This is a genomic window from Lysinibacillus halotolerans (assembly GCF_003711845.1).
Lineage (GTDB): Bacteria > Bacillota > Bacilli > Bacillales_A > Planococcaceae > Ureibacillus > Ureibacillus halotolerans.
Genome location: NZ_RHLQ01000011.1, coordinates 1 through 25,469, shown reverse-complemented (window position 1 = coordinate 25,469; position 25,469 = coordinate 1). Strand labels below are relative to the sequence as shown.

Sequence of the window (25,469 nt, the reverse complement as noted above, 5' to 3'; positions counted from 1 at the left end):
TTCTTCCATTATCAATAGTGAAAAACAAATGGATATAAATGTATTACTTAAATCTTTCAAAAAATTCATCCAGTAGAGATATTTTCTACTGAATGAACTTTACATCATATTTATTTATTAAACGTCTGGTCGTATTTCTCTTTTGACTCTTCAATTGCTTTAGCCCATTCATCTAAGAAATCTTTTGCCGACTTTTGTCCACTCATCACTTGCTGGATACCAGGGTCTACTAAATTATCAAGAATCGAGCGATAATCTGGTAAATAGAATGGTGGTTCATATAGCTTTGTTTCAGGGTTTTCATACACTTCAAATGCTACTTTAATATGTTGAGCATTTTGTACCCACTCGTCATCCAATACATCCGTGTTTGTTGGGATTTGCCCAGTGGATTCATTCCATAAACTTTGTGCTTCTGGAGAGTTAACAAACTCAGCAAATTTCCAAGCAGCATCAGGATGTTTTGTACTATTGAATACTGCTATATTGACAGCGTTTCCACCTTCAGCAACATATTTGCCTTCCTCTGTCTTAGGAAGTGGAATCGTCTTAAATGTCCCTTCTTCTAATGATTTTTTATGCTCTCCGTAAGAACCAACATTATGGTGTACCATAGCAACAACACCAGTATCAAAACCTGCAATCATTTCTTTATAACCATTTGTAATATCACTCTTAGGAGTGAACTTTTCGTAGTAAGATAAATATTTTTCTACAAATTCAACATGTTTAGGGTCATTGATATTTACTTTTCCGTCTTCATCAAAATAATCTAAACCACTGTAAGCAAACATTAAACGCTGTAGCTGGAAGGATCCCCCTGCCCCACCGCGGATTGTGTAGCCATAACGACCATTTTCTTTATCCGTCATTTTTTCAATTGCAGTAAAGAATTCATCAAATGTTTCTGGTTCTTTTACTCCTGCTTCCTCAAACCAATCTGTACGAATCCAGATTGTATCTAAGTTTTGGGCATAAGGAATTCCATACAATTTACCATCTTGTGTAATCTTCTTATTAAATTCAATTGCACTTGCATTAATTTTATCCTTTAATTCAGATCCTTCAAAATACTCATCAAGAGGTAATAATGCTTCACGGATAGAGAATTCTGGAAGCCAAGTTGTTTGAACTGATCCAACGTCCGGCGTATCATTTGCAGCGATTGCCGCATCATATTTGGATTTAGCGGATTTATTTGGAATCCCTACATACTCAACGTCAATATTTGGGTTTGCATCTTCGAACTGTTTAATAATTTCTTCCCATAACGGTGTTCGCTCTGGACTTGCATTTTCATCCCAGAAAGTTATTGTTACAGGCTCATCTGAATTATTGTTTGAGTCATTTGATGCTGAAGGTGCTTCATCATCACCGTTGCACCCCGCAAGCAGTAAACCTGAAACAATTGATAACGCTAAAATAGAACTTTTGTATTTTCCCCTTTTCATAAACATGATGTTTTCCCCCTATTCCTTTTCATCATTTTATTTATTACAAAATTAACCTTTGACAGCTCCACCTATCCCATTGACAAGGTGCTTTTGTGCGTAGGCAAATAATATAACCGCAGGAATTAAAGCAATAACACTTCCAGCTGCCAATGCCCCATAGTTAACGTTAAACTCGCCCATCATCGAACTTAAACCAACAGGAAGCGTGAATTTGGATTGTTGATTCGTTAGCATCAAGGCTAATAAAAATTCATTCCAAGTATAAATAAATGTAAATACCCCTGTTGCTACAATCCCCGGCATTAGCAATGGAAAGACGACATGGCGTAATGCTTGCAGTTTAGAACAACCATCAATCATGGCCGCTTCTTCCAATTCCTTTGGAACATTTGAGATAAATCCTGACATAAGTATCGTTGTAAATGGAATCTCAACGGCTGTATACGTAATGATTAGAGAAAGCGGATGACTAATTAACCCAAAATTTTTAAAGATAATAAATAATGGAATAATCATCATTGCCCGCGGGATAAACTGAGTACATAATAGCATCAGCATGAAACCCTTTTTCCCTTTAAAATTATATCTAGCTAGAGCATAACCAGATAAAGTAGAACAAATCAGAACAACGATAACCGTACATATCCCGACGATTAAGCTATTTTTAAAAAAAGTGGCAAATCCAATGTTCGTCCAGGCATATACAAAATTTTCAACTGTCGGATTGGCTGGTAAGTATTCGAGTGGACGCTTAAGAATATCTCCCTCTGGTTTCAATGCTGTATTGATTGTCCAATAAATTGGAAATAAGGTAAAGCTAAGCATTAACGTTAGCGGAAGATATAAAGTTAAGATTTTATCTAGTTTTTTATTAGTTGAAAACATCCTTCAAATCACTCCTTTTCATAACGGGATAGCCTCAAGTAAAGGATGGCAAAGATTAATAGAATACCAAAGGAAACAACCGTTAATGCTGAACCATAACCGAAATTACTTCCGTGTACAGCTAAATCAGCAATATACATTGTTAGTGTTGTTGTAGAATGGGCAGGACCACCGCCTGTTAAATTGAATAGTAGATCGACGTTATTAAATTCCCAAACAACCCTTAATAATGTTGTTAAAATAATTGTATTTTTGAGTTGTGGCAAAGTGACATAAATAAACGTTTTCCATCTACTTGCACCATCCACTCTTGCAGCTTCATATAATTCGTTCGGAATACTTTGTAAGGAAGCTAATAGAGTAATCGCGAAGAAAGGAATTCCCCTCCATAACTCAGCGATTACAACAGATCCAAAAGCGGTTGATGTACTTGCTAAAAATGCCATCGGTTCGTCAATGAGTCCCAATTTCATAAGCAAATCATTGATAACCCCCATATGTTCATTGAACATCATTGACCACATAACGGAAGCAAGTACGCCTGAAATCGCCCATGGAATAAAGGCAACCGCCCGTGCTAGCCCTCTAAATTTGAAGGTTTGGTTCAGCAATAAAGCTAAAATCATACCAAAAATTAATTGAAGACCGACTTCTGAAACAACCCATTTCAAACTGTTAATTAAACTCGGAATAAACATTTCGTCTTGTGTAAAGATTTTTATAAAATTATCAAGTCCTGCAAAACTATTATAATAAGGTGCAGAAACATCATAGTTTTGAAGGCTATAGTAGAATACAGTTGCTATTGGGTAAAACAGAAAACCTAAAATAATGAGAAATGATGGCAAAATAAAAAGATAAGGTACCCATTTATCTTTTTTTATTTTCTTTTTATGTTCCACTTTTTTACTGTTTACAGCAGTTTCAGGAAATCCTTGTGAATAACTCATTTAGTTTCCTCCTTCCTAATGACAATTGTAAATGAAAACGGTTTCTTTAATAATTAAAGATTTTAAGATGATTGGTAAAAATTTTAAGATTTTTTAGAAAATTCTTTTCGCAACTAAAAGTTTGTTGCTACTATTCTAGTAATATAGGAGTGGAGAATTTTTTCTGTTTCTAGTTGCGAGATTTCCTTATCATTTAGTACAATGATTCGTCACTTTCTCTTGTTGGAATAATAATTCTTTTATTTTAATAGGCTTTCCTTCTTTGACAGACCTCCATACCCCTTCTCCAATGGCAATCGAATATGCCCCTGCTTCTGAGCCAGCTAAAATTGGATAGTTCCGGGATGGGTCAGGACCTAGGAAAAGATCTTCTAGCAAGATTGGATCACCACCTCCGTGGCCTCCTGGATTTTTGACGAGTTCAATTGTTTCTTTTGCTCCGAACAACGGAAAATAATCGATTGTTTGCTCAGGATAGTTAAAGTGGATTCTTGAAGGTTCATGGAATTCAGTTGTCTCAATTCGCCCTTTTGTTCCATTGATAGCAAGACGATATCCTTCATATGGAGCGGAAAAATTAATCGAATAGCTTAGTAAACTTCCTCCATCATATTTCACCACGGCCACATAAGTATCTTCAATACTAATCTCTTCATCGTAAATACAAGCATCAGGTCTGTAATTCGTATAAGGAATTTCCTCATAAACCCCCGCCAGAAGATGATCATCCCTCACAGAATTAGAACCACTACGTGGATTCCAACGTTTATGATAAGCACAGTTCCTTTGATCATCACAGTTTCCACAAAAGCGACTTGCTTTCTTCCGAGGGTTTAATTCCCCTTCCGGACCAAAATAATACAAGTCCCCATAGGCAAACACTTCTTCCGGTTTTTGATCTAACCACCAATTCACTAGATCAAAATGATGGGTTGATTTGTGAACGGACAATCCTCCTGAAAGCTTTCGATCTCGATTCCACCTTCTAAAATAACTAGAGCCATGGAAAGTATCAATATACCAATTTAAATCAACAGACGTAATTCTGCCAACCTTGCCTTCAAGAATCATTTCTTTGATTTTCCGATGGAATGGGCTATATCGATAGTTAAACGTGACAATGACACTTGCATTACTTTCTGCTTCAGCCTGCATAACTTTATAAGCATCTTTGGCGTTTGTCACCATTGGCTTTTCTGTAATCACATTAACTTGCATTCGTAACGCTTTTAAAATGTATTCAACATGGGTATCATCCCTGCCCGCAACTATGACATAATCTGGCTTTGTTTGTTCAATCATTGTTTCAAATTGATTCGCAGAAAACGTTGGAACATGTTTAAGAAGTGGATATTTTTGTTTACATATCGTAAAACGATAAAGGTCGGAGTCTAGGAGACCCACAATCTCACTTTCCTTTGAAAACTCGTTAATCATTGGACCGATAAACATTTGTAATGCCCGGTTACTAACACCGCAAATGACATACTTTTTTTTCATAACAACTATCCCCCTATATTCATGTTAGCGCTATCATTTCAATTACCTAAATATAACAAAAGTTAAAGATAGTGTAATTCAATCCTTCCCGACTCTCAATCAAAGTTTCTATTTACCTTAAAATTTTACTCATTCATCTTAAAATCTTTAATTATTTTCAAAGATGATTTCACCTAAAATTTAAAATGACCACAAAACAGAGGAAGGCAATTAAGGTTCCAAACATTAATCATTCAAACGGAGGAATAGCAATTTATACTTTGTGATTTTTTGGACCTTCCAAAATTAAAAATCATGTATAAAAGAGAGGTTATTATATGACTCATCTACTATGGCCAAATACAAATTTAGAAAACATTGAAGATGTTCCTACATTGATTCCCTATCTAGTTGAACACTCCGTTAGTCGTGGTGCTATCATCATTTGTCCCGGTGGAAGCTATCAGCGTCGTGCAAATCATGAAGGGGAACCCGTTGCAAAATGGTTAAACAAGCTAGGAATCTCTGCCTTTGTATTAAATTATCGAGTAGCTCCATATAAACACCCTGTTCCATTGGCAGATATCCAACGTGCGATTCGTTTTGTGCGATTTTATTCTAAGGAGTGGAACCTCGATAAACAAAAGATTGCCATTCTTGGTTTTTCTGCCGGAGGTCATTTAGTTGCTTCTGCTTCTACCCTATCCAGTTTTCATGCTTATCCTCCGATTGATAAAATAGATCAGGAGAGCAGCCGACCGAACTTTGCAATACTTTGTTATCCCGTTATTTCCTTTTTAAAGCATTTTCATGAAGGATCCCTCCATAACTTATTAGGAGAAAATCCCACTGATGAACTACGTGCTCAATTATCCCATGAGTTAAACGTCTCTCCCCACACGCCTCCAACGTTTTTATGGCATACGGCGGACGATGGCACAGTTCCTGTTGAAAATAGTCTTTTATATGCTGCAGCTTTATCGAAATGGAATATTCCTTACGAAATGCATATTTTCCCAAATGGCCGCCACGGACTTGGCCTTGCAGAAAAGGATGAAATCGTTGGACAATGGAAAAATTTATGTGAAAATTGGCTTTTTAGACAAGGGTTTTAAAAATTTCCCTGCCGTGCCATCTTATTAATTTTGATGACAAAAATAAGGGCTAACCTAAAGTGAAAAATCACTTTTTGGTTAGCCCCTTTATTGGATCAAGTAAATGACTATGCTCAAATGTTGAAGTTCCTTCATTTGTGCAGAGCACTTTCTAATTCATTTTTTAGCGATTATTAAATGCAGCGCCAACAAACTCACGGAACAATGGCTGTGGACGTTGCGGACGAGAAATAAATTCTGGGTGGAATTGACATGCTAAGAAGAATCTTTTCTCTGGTAATTCGATAATTTCAACTAATTTATTATCAGGACTTGTCCCTGAGAATACAAGACCTTCCGCCTCCATCGCTTCACGGAATTCATTATTAAATTCATAACGGTGACGGTGACGTTCATAAACAAGTTCATCATCATAAGCTGCCATAGCTCGAGAACCTTCTTTTAATTTACAAGGATATAATCCTAAACGTAATGTACCACCTAAATCAATGTCGTCACTTTGATCTGGTAGGAAGTCGATAATTGGATATGGTGTCTCCTTATTAAGCTCAGTGGAATGTGCACCTTCTAATCCAAGTACGTTACGAGCAAATTCGATTGTTGCCAATTGCATACCTAAACAAATTCCTAAGAATGGTACATCGTTTTCACGAGCATATTGAATGGCAGAAATTTTCCCTTCAATACCACGATCACCAAATCCACCTGGTACTAAAATGCCATCAGCATCTTTTAATAATTCATGAACATTATCAGCGTTCACATGTTCAGCGTTAATCCAATCTACTTCAATTTCAGAGTCATAAACATAACCTGCATGTTTTAATGCCTCTACAACGGAAATATATGCATCTTGCAGTTCTACATACTTCCCTACAAGGGCAATACGTGTTTTATTTGAAAGACTTTTCACTTTGTTTACAAGTTGTTTCCAATCATCCATATTAGCTTCAGGTGCTTCAATACCGAAATGTTCAAGAACGATATCATCAAAATCTTGAGCATGTAAATTCAATGGAATATCATATAAAGTTTCAGCGTCACGGGATTCAATAATATCACGAGATGTAACATCACAGAATAGAGCTAATTTATCTTTCATTTCATCTGATACCGGATGCTCTGTACGTACAACTAGAATATTTGGTTGAATACCTAAAGAACGTAATTCTTTTACGGAATGTTGGGTTGGTTTAGTTTTCAATTCACCAGCAGCCGCAATATATGGAATTAACGTACAATGAATATACATGACATTGTTATGACCAAGGTCTGATTTCATTTGGCGAATTGCTTCAAGGAAAGGAAGAGATTCGATATCCCCTACTGTTCCACCAACTTCAGTAATGACGATATCAGCACTTGTTTCTCTTCCTGCACGTTGGATGCGGTCTTTAATTTCATTCGTTACATGAGGAATAACTTGAACCGTTTTACCGTTATAATCACCACGGCGTTCTTTCGCAAGAACAGATTGGTACACACGACCAGAAGTTACTGTTGAATGTTTTCCTAAATTAATATCGATAAAGCGCTCATAGTGACCTAAGTCTAAATCAGCTTCTGCGCCATCATCTGTTACAAATACTTCACCGTGTTGATAAGGACTCATCGTACCAGGATCAATATTTAAATATGGGTCAAATTTTTGGATTGTTACTTGTAATCCACGGTTTTTTAATAATCGTCCTAACGATGATGCGACAATCCCTTTACCAAGGGAAGAGACAACCCCACCTGTTACAAAAATATACTTCGTCATTTGCAAAATCCTCCTCATTACTTCAATGCAGTTTATAAATAAGGCTTGAGAACTCGTATTCAGTGTATACATAATCATCCATTCCTAAATAAAAAATTTAAACCAAAATTATTTAGTCACCCTTTGATTTGCATACCTGTTTACTGAACCAAATTGGTAAAAGTTCATTAAGCCGATATTTGGAGAGTATCCCGTACTTCTAATGGAAAAAACAAAAAAACGCTCCTCCTGCAATGGTTTGCAGGGGGAGCGTGTCATTTATCACGGTCAATCTCCATTTTTAATGGAGCCCAAGTAAAAGATTATATGGAACGATAAAATAAGTCAAGACCTTTAAACTAAAAGAGAAAAATTAGAAAATTTATTTTTCTTCTTCTTCGTCCTCGATGTCTTCTTCAACTTCATCGTCATCAATGATAAAACCATCTTCCTCATCAATGATTTCGTCATCGATATCTGCATCAACATCTACTTCGTCAATACCATCGATTTCTTCTTCAACGAAATCTAAATCTTCTTCCTCATCTTCGTCAACTTCATCATCTACGAATTCTTCGAAGTCTTCTTCAAATACTAAATCATCTTCATCAACGATTAAGTCTTCTTCTTCATCAATCGCAGCTTTTGATTTACGTTTACGAGCTTTAACAGTTGGTGCTGTTTCCTCTTCAATTGTTTCAATTTTATACCATTCACGTAAACCCCATGCATTTTCATGGTTTAAAAGGAAACGGCCATCGATATTCATATCTGTATAAAATTGTACAAGTCTATTTTGTATTTCTTCATCCGATAAACCATTTAAATTTTGGATTTCTTTAAGTAAATCTGCAAATACAATCGGTGTTTTACTCTCTTCTAAAATTGCATAAGCTAAGTCAATTAACGATTCTTCTGCTAATTGTTCTTTTGTCATTTCACGAATATCCAACCCGTGCACGTCCTTTCTTTTCATAATGCAATCAATTTTGCCTCATCTTCGTTGCCTTAAAATTTCCGATTTTTTATGGAAAGTACTTTTTATTTATTAAGTGCTTATAAAGCATAACTTCCAATGGGGAAATCTGCAACACAATTTGAGGCTTTATCTTTGTTCATTCTTTTCATTGTAAACATAAGTAAATATATCATATCCAAGAGTATTTTACTGAACAAAGATTTTACATATCTTAAGCATAATATCCATTATATACAAAGTGTTATACACTATGCTAGTTTCATTTACTGTTTTTTATTTTATAAATTTCTCGAATGCCTATATAAAACATTACACCTGATAAAATTAGTAGCGGAATAGACCCTAACTGCTTATTGTACAAAAAGAAAGTTGCAATGAGACATCCTAATATCAATATGTAATGTAAATATTGTTTTATCAATTGCAACCCTTCCTTTCTGTCCCATTCATTATAGCTAAATTTAAAAATTTTGTGCAGTTATTACTACCATTTTTTATGTAAAAATTCCTTATAGATACCATTTTAAGAAAATTCATGATAAAAGTAGTCTATTCTTACTGAAAATAAGCTTAAATAAGATAAAAAAATAATCCGACTTACCTAAAAAAAGCGCTTGCATTATAAACCTTTCCTCGCAAGCGCCCGATTCATTATTCCTACATATTTCTTCTATATTGCCCGCCAACCTCGTATAGAGCTTTCGTTATTTGCCCAAGGCTAGCTACTCGAACCGTTTCCATCAGCTGTTCAAAAATATTTCCTCCTGAAAGAGCTGTTTCTTTTAATTTATTAAGTGATGCTTCACACTCTTCTTTATGTCTTTCTTGGAAACTTTGTAAATTGGTGATTTGTAATTCTTTTTCTTCCTTCGAAGCTCGAGCAATGTCCATACTATCAATATCCTCAGCAGAAGGAGGATTAGGATTTAAGTAAGTATTTACACCGATAATTGGTAACTCACCAGAATGTTTAAGATGTTCATAATACATTGATTCCTCTTGTATTTTGCCCCGTTGGTATTGGGTCTCCATCGCACCGAGAACCCCACCCCGATCATTGATCCGTTCAAATTCTTCCAAAACGGCTTGCTCTACTAAATCCGTTAACTCTTCTATTATAAATGCCCCTTGTAGAGGATTTTCATTTTTAGATAGACCGTGTTCTTTTGTAATAATCATTTGTATGGCCATCGCTCTTCGTACGGATTCTTCGGTAGGTGTTGTAATCGCTTCGTCATAAGCATTTGTATGAAGAGAATTACAATTATCTTGAAGGGCCATTAATGCTTGTAATGTTGTTCGAATATCATTAAAATCGATTTCCTGAGCATGCAAAGACCGCCCAGACGTTTGAACATGATATTTCAATTTTTGAGATCGTTCATTTGCACCATATTTGTCTCGCATTACAATCGCCCAAATTCGGCGAGCTACTCGACCGATTACAGTATATTCAGGATCTAATCCATTGGAGAAGAAGAATGATAGATTAGGTGCAAAGTCGTCAATGTTCATTCCTCGACTTAAATAATATTCTACATACGTAAAGCCATTAGCTAACGTAAAAGCTAGCTGAGAAATCGGGTTGGCTCCTGCTTCAGCAATGTGATAACCGGATATTGAAACGGAATAATAATTACGCACTTTGTGATCGATAAAGTATTGTTGAATGTCTCCCATCATACGTAAAGCGAACTCCGTAGAAAAAATACATGTATTTTGTCCTTGATCCTCTTTTAATATGTCCGCCTGTACTGTTCCGCGTACTACTTGCAATGTTTTTTCTCTTACCTCTATAAATTCTTCTACCGTTAAAGGACGACCTAATTCCTTTTCTTTCTTTTGAACTTGTTGATCAATTGCAGTATTCATAAACATTGCTAAAATGATTGGTGCAGGACCGTTTATCGTCATAGAAACAGAAGTAGATGGCGCACATAAATCAAATCCATCATATAACTTTTTCATATCATCTAATGTACAAACACTTACACCCGATTCTCCCACTTTTCCGTAAATATCCGGACGGTAATCGGGATCTTCTCCGTATAACGTAACGGAGTCAAATGCTGTAGATAGCCGTTTTGCATCATCATCTTTAGATAAATAATGGAATCGTTTATTTGTACGTGCTGGTGTACCTTCACCAGCAAACTGACGTTTTGGATCTTCCCCTTGTCGTTTAAAAGGAAATACACCAGCCGTGTAAGGAAATTCTCCGGGTACATTTTCAGCATAAACCCAACGTAAAATTTCACCATAATCTTTGAATTTAGGTAATGCCACCTTTGGAATTTTTGTTCCAGATAAGGATGTCGTTTTAAGTAAAGTCCGAATTTCTTTATCACGTATTTTTGTAACTAATTCATCACCTGAATAGTCTTCTTTTAGTTTTTCCCAGTTTGAAAGAATTTGCTTCGACTCGGCAGACAATACATTTCTAACCCCTTCTGCTAATGATTGAAGGGATGAGACAAGGGCGTCTTCTGGTGAATTTTCTAACACTTGGGCAATTGCCCCTTCTAGTTGATATAGTTTTCTTCCTAATTCTACTTGGTGGGCAGCCTGTTTATGATAGTTACGTACTGTATCAACTATTTCCCTTAAGTAGTATCGTCGGTCGTTTGGAATAATCACATCTTGTTTTTGTGTTTTAATAAATTGTTCATAGGATGTTTTCCAATTGTATCCGCATTTTTCATTTATTTTCGATACAAGGGCGGCAAATAACGAATTTGTTCCTTTATCATTAAATTGACTTGCAATCGTTCCATATACCGGCATTTTATCTAACTCTAATGACCATAGTTCATGGGATCGTTGGTATTGTTTTTGCACTTGGCGTAATGCGTCTTCCGAACCTTTCCGCTCAAACTTATTAATAACAATTAAGTCTGCATAATCGATCATATCGATTTTCTCTAATTGGGATGGAGCACCAAATTCGCTTGTCATTACATACATGGATAGATCTGTATATTTTGTAATTTCAGCATCCCCTTGACCAATACCACTCGTTTCGACAATGATCAGGTCATATCCAGCTGCTTTTACTATATCTAAAACATCCCCAATAGCGTTTGAAAGCTCTGTTTTTGAACCACGAGTTGCCAAACTTCTCATATAAACACGATTATCGAAAATCGCATTCATTCGAATACGGTCACCAAGTAGTGCCCCACCAGTTTTTTGCTTCGTTGGGTCTACTGAGATAATGGCAACCTTTTTCTCTGGAAATTCACGTAAAAATCGACGTATTAATTCATCTGTCAAGGATGATTTCCCTGCCCCACCAGTTCCAGTAATCCCTAAAACAGGTGTCTTTTTCGATTTTTTCCGCGCTTCATTGATTAATTGAACAGTTTGCCCATCTCCTCCAATTTCAGCAGCTGTAATTAAATTTGCTAATATTTCTGGCGTATTCGTTGAAAGTTTTTGAAGTAATTCAATAGGGTTTTCTTTCAAAGTAGAAAAATCGGCACCTTCTAATTGTTTATTAATCATACCTTGTAAACCTAGCTGCATCCCATCTTCAGGTGAAAAGATACCCGCAATACCATATTCATGGAGTTCTTTAATTTCACGAGGTAAAATAACCCCTCCTCCACCTCCATAAATTTTAATATGCGGAGCACCCTTCTCCCTTAATAAATCATACATATATTTAAAGTATTCCATATGTCCGCCTTGATAAGATGAAACGGCTATCGCTTGAGCATCTTCCTGAATCGCTGCATTGACAACCTCTTCCACCGAGCGATTATGTCCGAGATGGATTACTTCAGCACCGCTTGCTTGTAATATTCTTCTCATTATATTTACCGATACATCGTGACCATCAAACAAACTAGAAGCTGTCACAAATCGAATAGGATGTTTCGGTCGATATACTCCCGGTTTTTCTGTTGGATGAATTTGTTCAACATTTACCATACGTTTTTCCCCTTTCAAAACGTGTATATAAAGATCTGTTCCTTTGTGAAAAATGTTTCCCTTTGCTAACATAGCCGAATGAAAACAACACCGCTTATCGGCAACGTGTACACGTATGCAATTAGCGGTGTTTAATTAGCGTTTTCATCATGTAAAATTCCCGATAAACACATTTTCGTTTGGGCAATCGTATAGTCATTAATAGTAAAATGTTTCTGTAAAGCCCATTTACGAAAGGCCCATGCCTGCCCTTGAACTACAATATGATTTGCTGCTAAATAAATATCATTATCGGTTAATGCCATCTTTCCAGATTGCACACATTTTTTTAAAATTCTCTCAAACAGCGCCACCATTTCGAATTCTTTATTGAGTACGTAAACTTGTGCATTTTTCGGTAATGTCTTTGTCTCTTGATACATTATGGTAAATTCATCTACCATACTATCAATTAGTAAAAAATACTGTTTGATTGCCTCTTTCAGTTCTTCAATCGTTCCAGAGCTTGTAGAAATTTGTGATAGTCTTTTCGTCACTTGATTATAAATATCATCACATACTAAATAGAGAACGTCCTCTTTTGTACGTATATATTCGTACAATGTCCCTATGCTAAATCCGGCAGCTTTAGCAATTTCCCTTGTGGTCGCCCGATGAAAGCCTTTTTCTTTAAATAATTTGAGGGCAGCATTTACAATTTGCCTTCGACGCATTTCAATTAAACTTTCATCTTTAACTGATGACTTGACTAAAATTTTCTCACTCTTTTCTGTCATCGATTATTTCGTAAGCATACGAGAGATTACTAATCGTTGAATCTCTTGTGTCCCTTCATAAATTTGCGTAATTTTCGCATCGCGCATATATCGCTCTACCGGATATTCTTTTGTATAACCATAGCCTCCAAAAATTTGTACGGCATCAGTTGTGACAGACATCGCAGTATCGCCTGCCATTAATTTTGCCATTGCCGATGCTTTACCATAAGGAAGATTGTTCGATTCTAACCATGCCGCCTGGTACGTTAATAACCTTGATGCTTCTACTGCTGTTGCCATATCTGCTAATTTAAACGAGACGCCTTGATTGGCTGCAATTGGCTTCCCGAATTGGACACGTTCTTTCGCATATTCTGTCGCCGCATCTAATGCCCCTTGTGCAATTCCGACAGCTTGTGCTGCAATTCCATTCCGTCCACCATCTAACGTTTTCATTGCGATGATAAAGCCTTCTCCTTCTTGACCGAGCAAGTTTTCCTTTGGTACTCGACATTGATCAAAAACAATTTCCGTTGTAGGTGATGAACGAATTCCCAATTTCTTTTCTTTTTTCCCAACAGTAAATCCAGGGAAACTCGATTCTACAATAAATGCACTTGTTCCTTTATGCTTAGATTCAGGATCGGTTACCGCAAACACAACATAAGTATCAGCGATTCCACCATTTGTAATAAATATTTTGGAACCGTTTAATACGTACTCGTCGCCTTCTCGTTTTGCAGTTGTTTTCATACCACCTGCATCACTACCAGAGCCTGGTTCAGTTAAACAATAAGCTCCAATCTTTTTTCCTTCCGCCATTGGTCGAAGATATTTTTGTTTTTGTTCTTCATTACCGAATTTAAAAATAGGCCATCCAGCTAATGACGTATGGGCTGATAACGTGACACCCGTCGATGCACAAACTCTGGATAATTCCTCAACAGCAATACAATAAGCTAAATAATCGAAGCCGGCTCCACCGTATTGTTCTGGCCATGGAATACCCGTTAAACCGAGTTCAGCCATCTTATCCCAAATTTCCCGATCAAAACGTTCTTCCTCATCCCGTTCTGCAGCAGATGGTGCAACTTCGTTTATAGCAAATTCCCGTATCATTTGTCTCAATTGTTCATGTTCTTCTGATAATTGAAAGTTCATCTTGTCATATCCCCCATCAACTTTTCATTGGTTAAAAAAAAATCAATATATATCCCTTTGTATTTTATAACTGTTTACTAATGACGATTTTTTGTATTTCACTTGTACCTTCATAAATTTCAGTTACTTTCGCATCTCTAAAATATCTTTCAACTGGGTAATCTTTCGTAAAACCATAACCTCCAAATATTTGCACAGCTTCGGTTGCAACTTGAACAGCAGTTCTAGATGCAAACAATTTCGCCATAGAAGCTTCTTTACCACAAGGTAAACTTAACGAATGAAGGTTTGCTGCTTTGAAGATTAATAATTTCGCCGCTTCTACCGCAGTTGCCATATCCGCTAATTTAAAACTAACCCCTTGATTTGAAACAATTGGCTTCCCAAATTGTATGCGTTCTTTTGCATAATTTGTGGCAGCATCTAATGCGGCTTCTGCAATCCCTAAACTTTGAGCAGCAATACCGATCCTTCCTGCATTTAAATTTGCGATGGCAATTTTAAACCCTTCGTTTTCCATCCCTAATAGGTTTTCTACAGGTACTTTCATATTTTCAAAGGTTAATGGGACTGTTTTTGAACCATGAAGCCCCATCTTCTTCTCATTTTTTCCTACAATAAAACCAGGTGTATCCTTTTCAACAATAAAAGCTGAAATACCTCGAGAGCCTTTTTCTGGATTCGTCGATGCGAATACAATATAAACGTCCGCTTCTCCACCATTTGTAATAAAAACTTTGGATCCATTTAAAACATAATGATCACCCTGTTTTACAGCCTTTGTTTTTAAGGCACCTGCATCTGAACCAGCTTCCGGTTCGGTTAAACAAAAAGCACCTAAATATTCTCCCGTTGCTAATTTTGAAACATATTTATTCTTTTGCTCTTCCGTTCCAAAGTAGAGAATCGGGTTCGTTCCTACTGATGTGTGTACCGAAAGAATTACCCCTACAACAGCACTAATTTTCGAAATTTCGTTGATTGCTAGAATGTAGGAAGTAAAGTCCATCCCTGCACCACCATATTTATTTGGTACAGTTATCCCCATTAAACCTAACTCCCCCATTTTTTTTAGAATCTCCCTCGGAAATTCTCCCTGCTCCATTTGTTCTACGAATGGTGCAATTTCAGTTTCCGCAAATTGACGAACCATATCGCGCAACATAATTTGTTCTTCATTAAAGTTAAGATTCATGATGTCCTCCTTAATCTTCATAAACATAGAAGCCGCGGCCCGTCTTTCTCCCTAACCAACCTGCTGCTACATATTTACGAAGCAGTGGACAAGGGCGATATTTACTATCTCCCAATCCTTCGTGTAAAATTTCCATAATATATAGACATGTATCTAAGCCAATGAAATCCGCTAACGTGAGTGGACCCATTGGATGATTCATTCCTAGCTTCATCACATCATCGATTGCCTCTTTTGTGGCAACCCCTTCATAAAGGGCAAAAATCGCCTCATTTATCATCGGTAGCAATATACGGTTAGAAATGAAACCTGGGAAATCATTTACTTCTACCGGTGTTTTTCCAAGTTGATGAGTCATTTCCTCAACGGTTTTATATACTTCGTCTGCTGTTGCAAGACCACGGATTATTTCTACAAGTTTCATTACAGGAACAGGATTCATAAAATGCATGCCGATTACTTTTTCCGGTCTTTCAGTTACAGCAGCAATTTCTGTAATTGGTAAAGAAGATGTATTTGTCGCTAAAATAGCATGCTTAGGTGCTATTGCATCAAGTTCCTTAAAAATAGTTTGTTTAATATCCATATTTTCTGTTGCTGCTTCGATTATCAAATCAGCATCAAAGGCATCCTTTAAATCTAATGACATAGTAATTCGATTTAAAATTGCTTCCTTTTCTGCTTCTGTTTTTCTTCCCTTTTCAACATCCCTCGATAAATTTTTCGTAATAACATGAAGTCCCCGTTCAAAAAACTCTTGTTTCATATCATTAAGTTTCACTTCAAACCCTGCTTGAGCAATCACTTGGGCTATTCCTGATCCCATTTGTCCTGCTCCAACAACCATCACCTTTTGAATCGTCATATTTCAATCCCCCATTATGTTCGAACGTTTTTTACATAGTTGAAACAATTTTGTTATTGTTTTGGTACTTCAATCATGATGGCATCTCCTTGACCACCACCTGAACAGATGGCTGCAATACCAATACCTCCACCCCGGCGTCTTAATTCATAAGCTAAAGTTAAAATAATTCTCGCGCCTGATGCTCCAATTGGATGTCCTAAAGCTACTGCTCCCCCATTCACATTAACTTTTTCTGGATCCAATCCTGCAATTTGATTGCTCACTAATGCTACAGCAGCAAACGCCTCGTTTATTTCAATTAAATCTATATCATCCACAGATTTTTGTGTTTTCTTTAATAATTCTTTAATGACAATACCCGGTGTTTGAGGGAAATCCTTTGGTTCCACTCCAACTTCCCCATGTCCTAATACATAAGCAAGTGGCTTACGTCCTTCACGCTCCGCCCGTTCTTCGCTCATTAACACAAGGGCGCATGCCCCATCATTTACCCCTGGTGCATTACCTGCTGTAATTGTTCCATCCTTGTCGAAGGCTGGTTTCAATTTTGATAACGCTTCCATTGTTGTGTCTTTTCGAGGTGCTTCATCTTCTTGAATTGTCGTAACATCACCTTTACGACCCTTTATTTTAATTGGAACAATCTCTTCAGCAAATTTTCCTTCTTCTATTGCTTTGATAGCTAATTGATGACTGCGAACTGCCCATTCGTCTTGCACATCCCGTGAAATATCAAAACTACTCGCTGTTTCATTTCCGTAAGTGCCCATATGAACATTATTTGGATGAAAGGCACAAGATAGTCCATCATATACCATTCCATCTACTAACTTCGCATCTCCCATCCGAAGACCCCAGCGTCCTTTTGGTAAATAGTAAGGTGCGTTGGACATAGACTCCATACCACCGGCAACAATCACCTCTTCCTCTCCCAACCGAATGAGTTGATCTGCTAGTGTGACACTCCGCATCCCAGAAGCACATACTTTATTGATCGTTTCTGTTTTAACTGTGTAAGGAATGCCAGCTTTTGTTGCTGCTTGCCTAGAAGGAATTTGCCCTTGGCCCCCTTGTAAAACTGTTCCTATAATCACTTCTTGTACTTCCTCTGGTTGAATATTTGCTTTTTGTAAGGCGGATTGAATGGCATTTCCTCCAAGATCACTCGCTGAAAGAGATGCAAGAGAACCTCCAAATTTACCAAATGGTGTTCTAGCCCCTTCTAAAATAACTGATTTACTCAAAATCCCCATCCCCTTTGTTTTTGAATAAAAATTGTTATGCTTCTGAGCTTCATTTTCCTTTATCAATTTGATAGATTAAGATTATCCTATCGACTGAACGCTCGCTCAATTTATTTTTAATAAAAAAGGGAGTCATTTAGAACTCCCCTTTTCATCTTTAACTTCATTTTACAGAATACTGATAAATTATTCAATTTCAACTTTTCTAAATTTTATATTTTCGCTTAATTTCTGCATAAAAATGTTGAAAAAAACAATAATTTTGTTCCATCTTATCAAAAGAAGTCGATTCCCAATTAGTTTCTATCTATTTATTTCTTAGTCACTTGCAATTACTTGCTAACTGTCTTTAGTTCCTCCTGATTTTCTACGGAGATTTCAAAACTTTTATCACCAAATACAGAGCGTTCTAAAAGTTCGGCGATATCATAAGTACCGACTGTTTCTTCCACTTCCTTCGCCTTTGTACCATCCGACAGCATTGTTAAGCAATATGGACAGCCTGATGAAATAATGGAAGCACTTGTAGCTAATGCTTGTTCTGTTCGAGCAACATTAATTCGGTTACCAACATGTTCCTCCATCCACATTAAACCTCCACCTGCTCCACAACACATAGCCGTTTCACGATTTCGTTCCATTTCAACTAGGTTTACACCAGGAATCGCTTTTAAAATTTCCCGTGGTGCATCATATACGTCATTGTAACGACCTAAATAACATGAATCATGGAATACAATTGTTTCATCAACTCGATGGTTTAATGTTAATTTCCCTTGCTCTACTAGCTCATATAATAGTTCCGTATGGTGATAGACTTCCCCTTCCCATCCGAAATCTTTATATTCATTTTTGAAAATGTTATAGGCATGAGGATCAATCGTTACAATTTTCTTCACTTCATTTTTCTCAAACTCTTCAATATTAGCTGTTGCAAGCTCTTGGAATAAAAATTCATTTCCTAATCGGCGAGGTGTATCACCGGAGTTTTTCTCTTTATTCCCTAAAATAGCAAATTTCACGCCTGCTTCATTCATTAATCGAGCAAAGGACAGAGCGATTTTTTGTGAACGACTATCAAAGGATCCCATCGAGCCGACCCAGAATAAATAGTCAAAACCTTCTCCTGATTTTTTCGCTTCTTTTACAGTCGGAATATGAATAGATGAATCAAGGTCTCGCCAGTTCTCCTTTTCTTTACGGTTAAGACCCCAAGGATTTCCTTGACGTTCGATATTGTTCATAGCCCGTTGAGCATCGGAATTTACTTTTCCTTCTGTCATCGTTAAATAACGGCGAAGATCAATGATTTTATCTACATGTTCATTCATAACAGGACATTGGTCTTCACAGTTTCGGCATGTTGTACAAGCCCAAATTTCCTCTTCTGTAATAACGTCTCCGATTAATGATGGACTATAAATATCCTCAACGATTACCCCTTTTGCCCCTGCAGCCATTGCAAGTTGATTGCCCTTTGAATTGTTAAAGGCAAAAGCAGGAACCCAAGGCTTTTGTTTCGTTGTAACAGCACCTGTAAAAGTTAAATGATCACGTAACTTAACGATTAAATCCATCGGGGACAGCATTTTACCTGTTCCCGTTGCAGGGCACATATTCGTACAACGGCCGCATTCTACACATGCGTATAAATCGATTAATTGTTTTTGAGTAAAGTCTGTAATTTTACCAACACCAAAGGAAGGCATTTCTTCTTCATCTTCCGCCTCTTCCATCGCATCGAAATTAATTGGGCGAAGCGTACCAGCACGGTCTAATCTGTGGAAGTAAACGTTTACAGGGCCAGAGATAAGATGGAAATGCTTTGATTGCGGAACATACACTAAGAATGTTAATAAAATCAGTAAGTGTACCCACCACATAATATAAAATCCTACTGCAGCAGCTTCAGCTGGTAAGAAACTAAATATAGCAGCAATTCCTGAGGCAATCGGCTCACTACCAGTTAAGCCATGATTATGCCAAATAATTCCCATGCCGTTTCCAACTAATGTGGAAACCATTAATCCACCGATAAAAATTAATACTAGTCCATTTTTCCAACCTCGTTTTAGACGAACGAGCTTTTCAATATACCGACGATAAAAAGCTCCAAAAACGGCAACTAAAATGACCGCAGCTACAATTTCCTCAAATAACGTAAATACTTGATATAGTTGTCCTAATGGAAGGTGTGATCCTGGAGCTAATCCTTTCCAGATAAAATCTATAGCCCCTAATTGAACGAGAAGAAATCCATAGAAAAATAAAACATGGATAAATCCGCTTTTTTTATCTTTTAATAATTTAGATTGTCCAAAAACATTGACCCAAATTTTTTCGAGTCGCATCATAACATTGTCATTAAATTCTTCTTTCTTCCCAAGCTTTACAAACTCATATCGTGTTTTTAACAGATAAACAAACAATCCTACTGCGTATAGCACGACCGCAATAAACAACACCCAGTTTGCAATTAATAATGCATTCATTTCTTCTCCCCCTTATCTCTTTTTCCCCTTTGTTTCTGTTTCTATTGATTATTCCTATCAACCTATAATTATGATTAGCATTGATTAGAAATCTCTTATTATTCTGTTTTTATTGTAAAATATGAATGAGCATTCAGTCAATGTATTGTTCGGAAATTTCTAATTATATTAAAATTTTCTTTCTTTATTCGTCTTTTTTCTATTTATACCTTCTTTTCAAAATAAAAAACAATCCTATTTATGTAGGATTGTTTTAATTACATTATTTAAATACATCTCCGCCTCGAATATATTCCACATCACTTACTTGTAAACGGAAATTGACAACACGGGCCGCTGCAAAGAAATAATCCGATAATCGATTTAAATACTTTTGTACAACGGTAGGAACATCTTCTTTTTCGTTCATTAACGTCACTACTCTCCGCTCTGCACGACGTGTAACAGTACGAGCAATGTGAAGAGTTGCAGCTGCCGATGTTCCGCCTGGCAAAATAAATCTTTTTAATGGAGGTGCTTCATCAGATAAAGTATCAATACGTTTTTCTAGCACCTCAATGGATGATTCTTGTAGAGTATATTGTCGTTCCTTCATTACATTGGCCAAATCTCCGCCACAGTCAAATAATTCATGCTGAATCGTTTGTAAGTCTTCAATTAAATCTTGAAAAATCGTTGAGTCTAATTCCGTTATCGCTTTACCAATAAAAGAATTTAATTCATCAATAGTGCCATAAGCTTCTACACGTAAATCGTCCTTATTGACACGTCCGCCCATTAAGCTCGTTTTTCCTTTATCCCCTGTTTTCGTGTACAGTTTCATTGTAACGCCCCTCTTCGATAAATTTGAATTGCTTCCACTGTCGCTTCAAAAACGCCCCTCCCTATTACTTTACCAACTTCTGTAATAGGCCCACCATATTGCATATATTCTCCCTGCTGAGTCGCCGCAATAAGTAAGCTATCGGTCGGTGTACCTGTTGCCATCGTATTAGAAATGGTATCATACACCTTTTCATGATGTAATGCTTTCGTTTTCGCTTCTGTTGCAGTCATCATGCCTTGAACAAATGCTTCATCAGATAATTTTCCGTTAACAATTACCCACGTATTAATCGTTCCAACATGATTCTTATTATCCCTATCATATGAACGGGATACATCTATTGCGTTTCCAATTCCTGCTGTGACCATAACGATAACGCTTCCAAAAGGAGCTTCATATTGTTTTACAATAGCGTTTTTCGTATGAACTGCCGTCATCATGCCGACCGTATTCGTAGGGGAAAACCCTTCTTCTATTAAATATTGTAAAAACTCTTCTTTCACTTGATAAATATTATAATCTTGTTGAACAGTTCGATTAATAAAATTTGAATACCAACCTAATCCAGCATTATGAACTGCTGAAGATAAAACCCGTAAAGGAAAAGCAGATTTACATTCAACGTATTCATCTGTTATTTTTATATTCTCTACTGTAATTACCTTTTCCTTTGCAAGCTCGTTTAAATCAGGTAATATTGTCATTTGAGGTTTTGGTTGCTCCGGATGGGCTTGCATTGAAATTCTTGCTTTATATACATCCATTATTTGATCATCGATTAATACTTCATGGGGAACACCCTTTGCCCTTACTTTTCCATCCTCCATTAATAAAATTTCATCACAATATAGTGAAGCTAAATTAATATCATGAAAAACAGAAACAACCGTTAAGTCGTGATTCGTTACTTCCTTGCGAATCATATCTAATATTTGCTTTTGATGGGCAATATCTAAATGGTTTGTCGGTTCATCAAGTAAAAGTAAACTAGAACATTGGGCTAAAGCTTGAGCTATAAAAACCCGCTGTTGCTCTCCTCCCGATAAATATTCCAATTGAGCTTTTTCAAATTTCCTTACGCCTGTTTGTTCCATTGCATTAACAACTGCTTTTTCATCTTCTGTTTTCCAACTGGAAAAAAATCCAGACTGGTGAGGATAACGTCCTAGGGAAACGGTATCTCGAACCGTATTCGAAAAAGCTGTTGCATGTAGCTGTGGTAAAACCGTCATTTTTTTTGCTAATTGTTTCGGAGAGTAATCTTTAATTTCTTTACCATCAACATAAACAGTTCCCGTTGATGGTTTCATAATGCCGCTAATCACTTTTAATAAAGTGGATTTCCCACAACCATTTGGACCAAGAATACCTAACATTTTCCCTTTTTCCACTTCAAAGGAAATGTTCGAAAGTATTGGAGTTGAACCATAACCTCCAGAAATATTTTGGACCTTTAACATAACCTCACCCCCTACTTTTTCTTTGTTTATAAAATATAAATGAAAAAACAGGTGCCCCTATAAAGGCTGTAATTACACCTATCGGTAGTTCTGAAGGGGAAATAATCGTTCGGGAAACTAAATCACAAATAATTAATAGACTAGCTCCGTTAAAAAAGGACAAAACCAATAGATGACGGTGGTCTGCTCCCCATAGCATTCTTGTCATATGAGGCACAACTAAACCAACAAATCCGATTGTACCCGAAACAGCAACGGCTGCCCCTGTTAACATGGAACCTCCAGCTAGTATCGCATACTTACTTTTCTTTACATTTACCCCTAACGATTGGGCCCGTTCGTCTCCATACATCATGGCATTCAACTCTCTTCGGTTGAGCCATATAATAATTGTTCCAATAATAATAAAGGGTACAATCATTTGAACGTACGGCCATCCGCGCATGGAAACACTACCTAAAAGCCAACCCATAATTTCACGTAATTGTTCTCCTGTTAGGGCAATCATTAAAGAAATACAAGAACCTAAAAAGGAACTAAAAATGACCCCGGTTAAAATGAGCGTTTCCATTTTCATCGTTCGATCCACGAGTCGAGCAAAGGTTAAAACAAGAACCATTGTCAAAAAGGCACATATCATCCCTACAAAAGGTAACGAATATGAACCTATTATAGGAAGGGAAAGTCCAAAGAAAATTGTTGCTACCGCTCCAACAGATGCCCCCGAAGAAATACCTAATGTATAAGGGTCCGCCAGTGGATTTTTCAATAAGCCTTGAAACGCAGCTCCCGCAATCGCTAATGCGGCGCCTACTAAACCAGCTAAAACAACCCGGGGCATACGTATACTCCATAAAATGTTGTAGGCACTTTCATTCGTTTCTTTATCCCACAATGTTGAAAAGGGTACTTCTGCTGTTCCTATGGAGACACCTAACCAAATGCTAATTAATAATATTCCGATAGAGGAACTATAGGCGAAGAACATTTTTCTTTTCACACTGTTCCCTCATTCCTATTTTCTAGTAATCTATTTATCATAAATAATATTGTCATTGTTTCAATACCTCCCAAAAGGCAAAATAAAAAGTCTCTCAGTTTACGAGAGACTTTGAAAAATCGAAAAATAAACACTCCATCTTTACTGCCTCCCTTATCCTCGTAAGGTGCTATTCCTAACCATAAAGGCAGGTCTCCTGGCTCATGTTCATCGCAAACCTTCCCTTCCCATTACTTTTGTAACAGTGGACTGTAAGGCACGCTCCCATTTACAGTTGCGGGACAGCGTCGGAATTTCACCGACTTCCCTTTTACTCTTATAACAAAATCGCTATAAGAACCTTTATGTGTCATTATGAAGTTGTTCTTCCACATTATAACTTATAAAAAACAATTGTATAGAAAGATTTTAATAGAAAAAGGTAATTAAATAACTCTCCTATAAAGAATTATTTTTTGCCGTCTCTTGCAAAGCTGATTCGGCTAACTTTTTAATCGTTATATCGTCCATAGGCGGATTATGTAGACCTGCACGAACATCTCGATAAAACCGTTGAAGAGGATTTGTCCGTTGCAAACTTTTTGCCCCGACTACTCGCATAGCCTTATCTACTACTTGGATTGCCCCATTCGTTACGACATGTTTTGCGACGTTTACAGCATTCATGATCGTTATTTTTTCCTCTTCCGTTACTCTTTTACCTTCTTTTTCTTTCCCTTTGAATTCTACATAACTTTGGGCAGCTCCATATAATGTAAAACGTGCCTTCGCTAATTCTAATTCGATTTCACCTAGTAAGGATTGAACGTTAGGTAAAGAAGCAATCGTTCCTTTTATACTGTTTGGAGAATGGGTATTGGCAAACTGAAGGGCATAATCCTGCGCCGCTTGAGCTATTCCTAAATAGGTTGCAGGAATAAGAAGTAACCAACCGTTCAACTTAAAACTAGCACTATTATTCGGTAACTCAACTAAGTCTGATTGATCAACATGGACATTTTCAAGGACTAAATCGTGACTAGCTGTACCTCGCATCGCCATCACATCCCACGTTTCTTCAATCGAAACACCGGAGTTATCTTTATGAATTAAAAAGAAGCCAATTTGTTCTTTTTCTTCAATCCATGCGGAAGTTAAGAAATAATCAAGGGCAAAGGATCCCGTTGTATAGCTTTTGCGCCCGTTAATTACCCAATGATCCCCTTCCCTTTTAGCCGATGTGCCCGGTCTTCCCCCTCGAATAGGACTACCTGTTGCAATTTCGCTTACTGCCCGATTAATAATAGCTCCTTTTTCTACTTCTTTTGCAAAAGCTGATAATTTTGATGGCTCCCAATATTGATTTTCATATAACTCTCCTACAGTTAATAGAGTCCAGCCTATAGCTAAAGCGGTACTACCATCATAACTCCCTAATGTTTCTTGGAGGAGAATCGAATCATAAACATTAAAACCTTCTCCCCCTAACTGTTTCGGTAAAGTTAATTTTGTATAGCCGATTTGACGTAATTGATGAATATGTTCAAGGGGAAATTGCGATTGTTCGTCGATTTGTTGAGCAGCCTTTTTAAATGGTTCCTCTAACGTTGCCAACTTTTCTATCCAAAAACGTTGCGGTTCTGTTTTTACAAACAATTGTTTCAAATGACCCATCTCCTAAAAAATTTATGTTATCCGTACCTTTCAATAAAATCATTTTACTTTTTAAGTTTTCCCTACGTCAATTCATAGTGCTCCAATATGAATTAAATCAATATTTCACCTTTTCGATTTATTTCTACCAATACAAATAAAAAACCAGTCCCTTTTGAACTGACCCAAAAAAGTTAGACATATTTTGTTAGGCGGCTTCCAAGACCTTTGTTCGGTATTCTACCGGGCTTAGGTCTTTTAATTTTGCCTTCATTCGTTTGTAATTATAGTACTCAA

The 25,469-nt window shown here is 36.9% G+C and carries 19 protein-coding genes and 1 riboswitch; of the genes, 1 reads left to right on the top strand and 18 read right to left on the bottom strand.

From position 1 onward, the window contains the following. Window positions 1-110: 110 nt before the first annotated feature. The 4 genes from EC501_RS06240 to EC501_RS06225 form a co-directional block, all read right to left on the bottom strand. Window positions 111-1,457, bottom strand: coding sequence for an ABC transporter substrate-binding protein (locus EC501_RS06240; RefSeq protein WP_241559285.1), 1,347 nt, complete (start codon window positions 1,455-1,457; stop codon window positions 111-113). A gap of 45 nt (window positions 1,458-1,502) precedes the next feature. Then, window positions 1,503-2,339 carry a carbohydrate ABC transporter permease gene (locus tag EC501_RS06235; protein WP_122971434.1) on the bottom strand — a complete coding sequence of 279 codons (837 nt, stop codon included), beginning with the start codon at window positions 2,337-2,339 and terminating at the stop codon, window positions 1,503-1,505. An 8-nt stretch (window positions 2,340-2,347) separates the two neighbouring features. Then, window positions 2,348-3,289: a carbohydrate ABC transporter permease gene (locus EC501_RS06230; protein ID WP_122971433.1), complete on the bottom strand. Its 942-nt coding sequence runs from the start codon at window positions 3,287-3,289 to the stop codon at window positions 2,348-2,350. A gap of 189 nt (window positions 3,290-3,478) precedes the next feature. Further along, window positions 3,479-4,789 carry a Gfo/Idh/MocA family protein gene (locus tag EC501_RS06225; RefSeq protein WP_122971432.1) on the bottom strand — a complete coding sequence of 437 codons (1,311 nt, stop codon included), beginning with the start codon at window positions 4,787-4,789 and terminating at the stop codon, window positions 3,479-3,481. A 317-nt stretch (window positions 4,790-5,106) separates the two neighbouring features. Between EC501_RS06225 and EC501_RS06220 the strand changes: the two genes are divergently transcribed. Further along, on the top strand, window positions 5,107-5,883 hold the full coding sequence (locus EC501_RS06220) for an alpha/beta hydrolase (RefSeq protein ID WP_122971431.1): 777 nt from the start codon (window positions 5,107-5,109) through the stop codon (window positions 5,881-5,883). Window positions 5,884-6,046: 163 nt separating this feature from the next. On the opposite strand, the gene EC501_RS06215 is transcribed toward EC501_RS06220, so the two are convergent. The 14 genes from EC501_RS06215 to EC501_RS06150 all read right to left on the bottom strand — a co-directional run. Beyond that, a complete protein-coding gene (locus EC501_RS06215) occupies window positions 6,047-7,645 on the bottom strand; it encodes a CTP synthase (RefSeq protein ID WP_122971430.1) in 1,599 nt (532 codons plus the stop codon). Between the two features lie 361 nt (window positions 7,646-8,006). Beyond that, window positions 8,007-8,576, bottom strand: a complete 570-nt coding sequence (gene rpoE / locus EC501_RS06210) for a DNA-directed RNA polymerase subunit delta (RefSeq protein WP_174232659.1) — start codon at window positions 8,574-8,576, stop codon at window positions 8,007-8,009. A gap of 684 nt (window positions 8,577-9,260) precedes the next feature. Next, a complete protein-coding gene (gene icmF, locus EC501_RS06205) occupies window positions 9,261-12,536 on the bottom strand; it encodes a fused isobutyryl-CoA mutase/GTPase IcmF (RefSeq protein ID WP_122971429.1) in 3,276 nt (1,091 codons plus the stop codon). Window positions 12,537-12,667: 131 nt separating this feature from the next. Then, entirely contained in the window at window positions 12,668-13,312 is a 645-nt protein-coding gene (locus EC501_RS06200) for a TetR/AcrR family transcriptional regulator (protein WP_122971428.1), read from the bottom strand. Between the two features lie 3 nt (window positions 13,313-13,315). Then, window positions 13,316-14,455: an acyl-CoA dehydrogenase gene (locus EC501_RS06195; protein WP_122971427.1), complete on the bottom strand. Its 1,140-nt coding sequence runs from the start codon at window positions 14,453-14,455 to the stop codon at window positions 13,316-13,318. A 64-nt stretch (window positions 14,456-14,519) separates the two neighbouring features. Beyond that, window positions 14,520-15,650, bottom strand: coding sequence for an acyl-CoA dehydrogenase (locus tag EC501_RS06190; RefSeq protein WP_122971426.1), 1,131 nt, complete (start codon window positions 15,648-15,650; stop codon window positions 14,520-14,522). A 10-nt stretch (window positions 15,651-15,660) separates the two neighbouring features. Next, window positions 15,661-16,515: a 3-hydroxybutyryl-CoA dehydrogenase gene (locus tag EC501_RS06185; RefSeq protein ID WP_122971425.1), complete on the bottom strand. Its 855-nt coding sequence runs from the start codon at window positions 16,513-16,515 to the stop codon at window positions 15,661-15,663. 53 nt (window positions 16,516-16,568) lie between these two features. Next, window positions 16,569-17,762: an acetyl-CoA C-acetyltransferase gene (locus EC501_RS06180; RefSeq protein ID WP_122971424.1), complete on the bottom strand. Its 1,194-nt coding sequence runs from the start codon at window positions 17,760-17,762 to the stop codon at window positions 16,569-16,571. A 332-nt stretch (window positions 17,763-18,094) separates the two neighbouring features. Beyond that, window positions 18,095-20,254, bottom strand: coding sequence for a (Fe-S)-binding protein (locus tag EC501_RS06175; protein WP_122971423.1), 2,160 nt, complete (start codon window positions 20,252-20,254; stop codon window positions 18,095-18,097). A gap of 262 nt (window positions 20,255-20,516) precedes the next feature. After that, entirely contained in the window at window positions 20,517-21,077 is a 561-nt protein-coding gene (locus tag EC501_RS06170; RefSeq protein WP_122971422.1) for a cob(I)yrinic acid a,c-diamide adenosyltransferase, read from the bottom strand. Continuing rightward, window positions 21,074-22,540: an adenosylcobinamide amidohydrolase gene (locus EC501_RS06165; RefSeq protein ID WP_122971421.1), complete on the bottom strand. Its 1,467-nt coding sequence runs from the start codon at window positions 22,538-22,540 to the stop codon at window positions 21,074-21,076. The genes EC501_RS06170 and EC501_RS06165 overlap by 4 nt, the downstream gene beginning before the upstream one ends. Before the next feature lie 4 nt (window positions 22,541-22,544). After that, window positions 22,545-23,528 carry a FecCD family ABC transporter permease gene (locus EC501_RS06160; protein WP_122971486.1) on the bottom strand — a complete coding sequence of 328 codons (984 nt, stop codon included), beginning with the start codon at window positions 23,526-23,528 and terminating at the stop codon, window positions 22,545-22,547. Window positions 23,529-23,709: 181 nt separating this feature from the next. Further along, window positions 23,710-23,899, bottom strand: a riboswitch (cobalamin riboswitch). Between the two features lie 79 nt (window positions 23,900-23,978). Then, entirely contained in the window at window positions 23,979-25,184 is a 1,206-nt protein-coding gene (locus tag EC501_RS06155) for an acyl-CoA dehydrogenase family protein (RefSeq protein WP_174232658.1), read from the bottom strand. A gap of 196 nt (window positions 25,185-25,380) precedes the next feature. Further along, window positions 25,381-25,469 (bottom strand): IS3 family transposase (locus tag EC501_RS06150; RefSeq protein WP_148037806.1); only part of this gene is annotated, 89 nt, incomplete at its 5' end.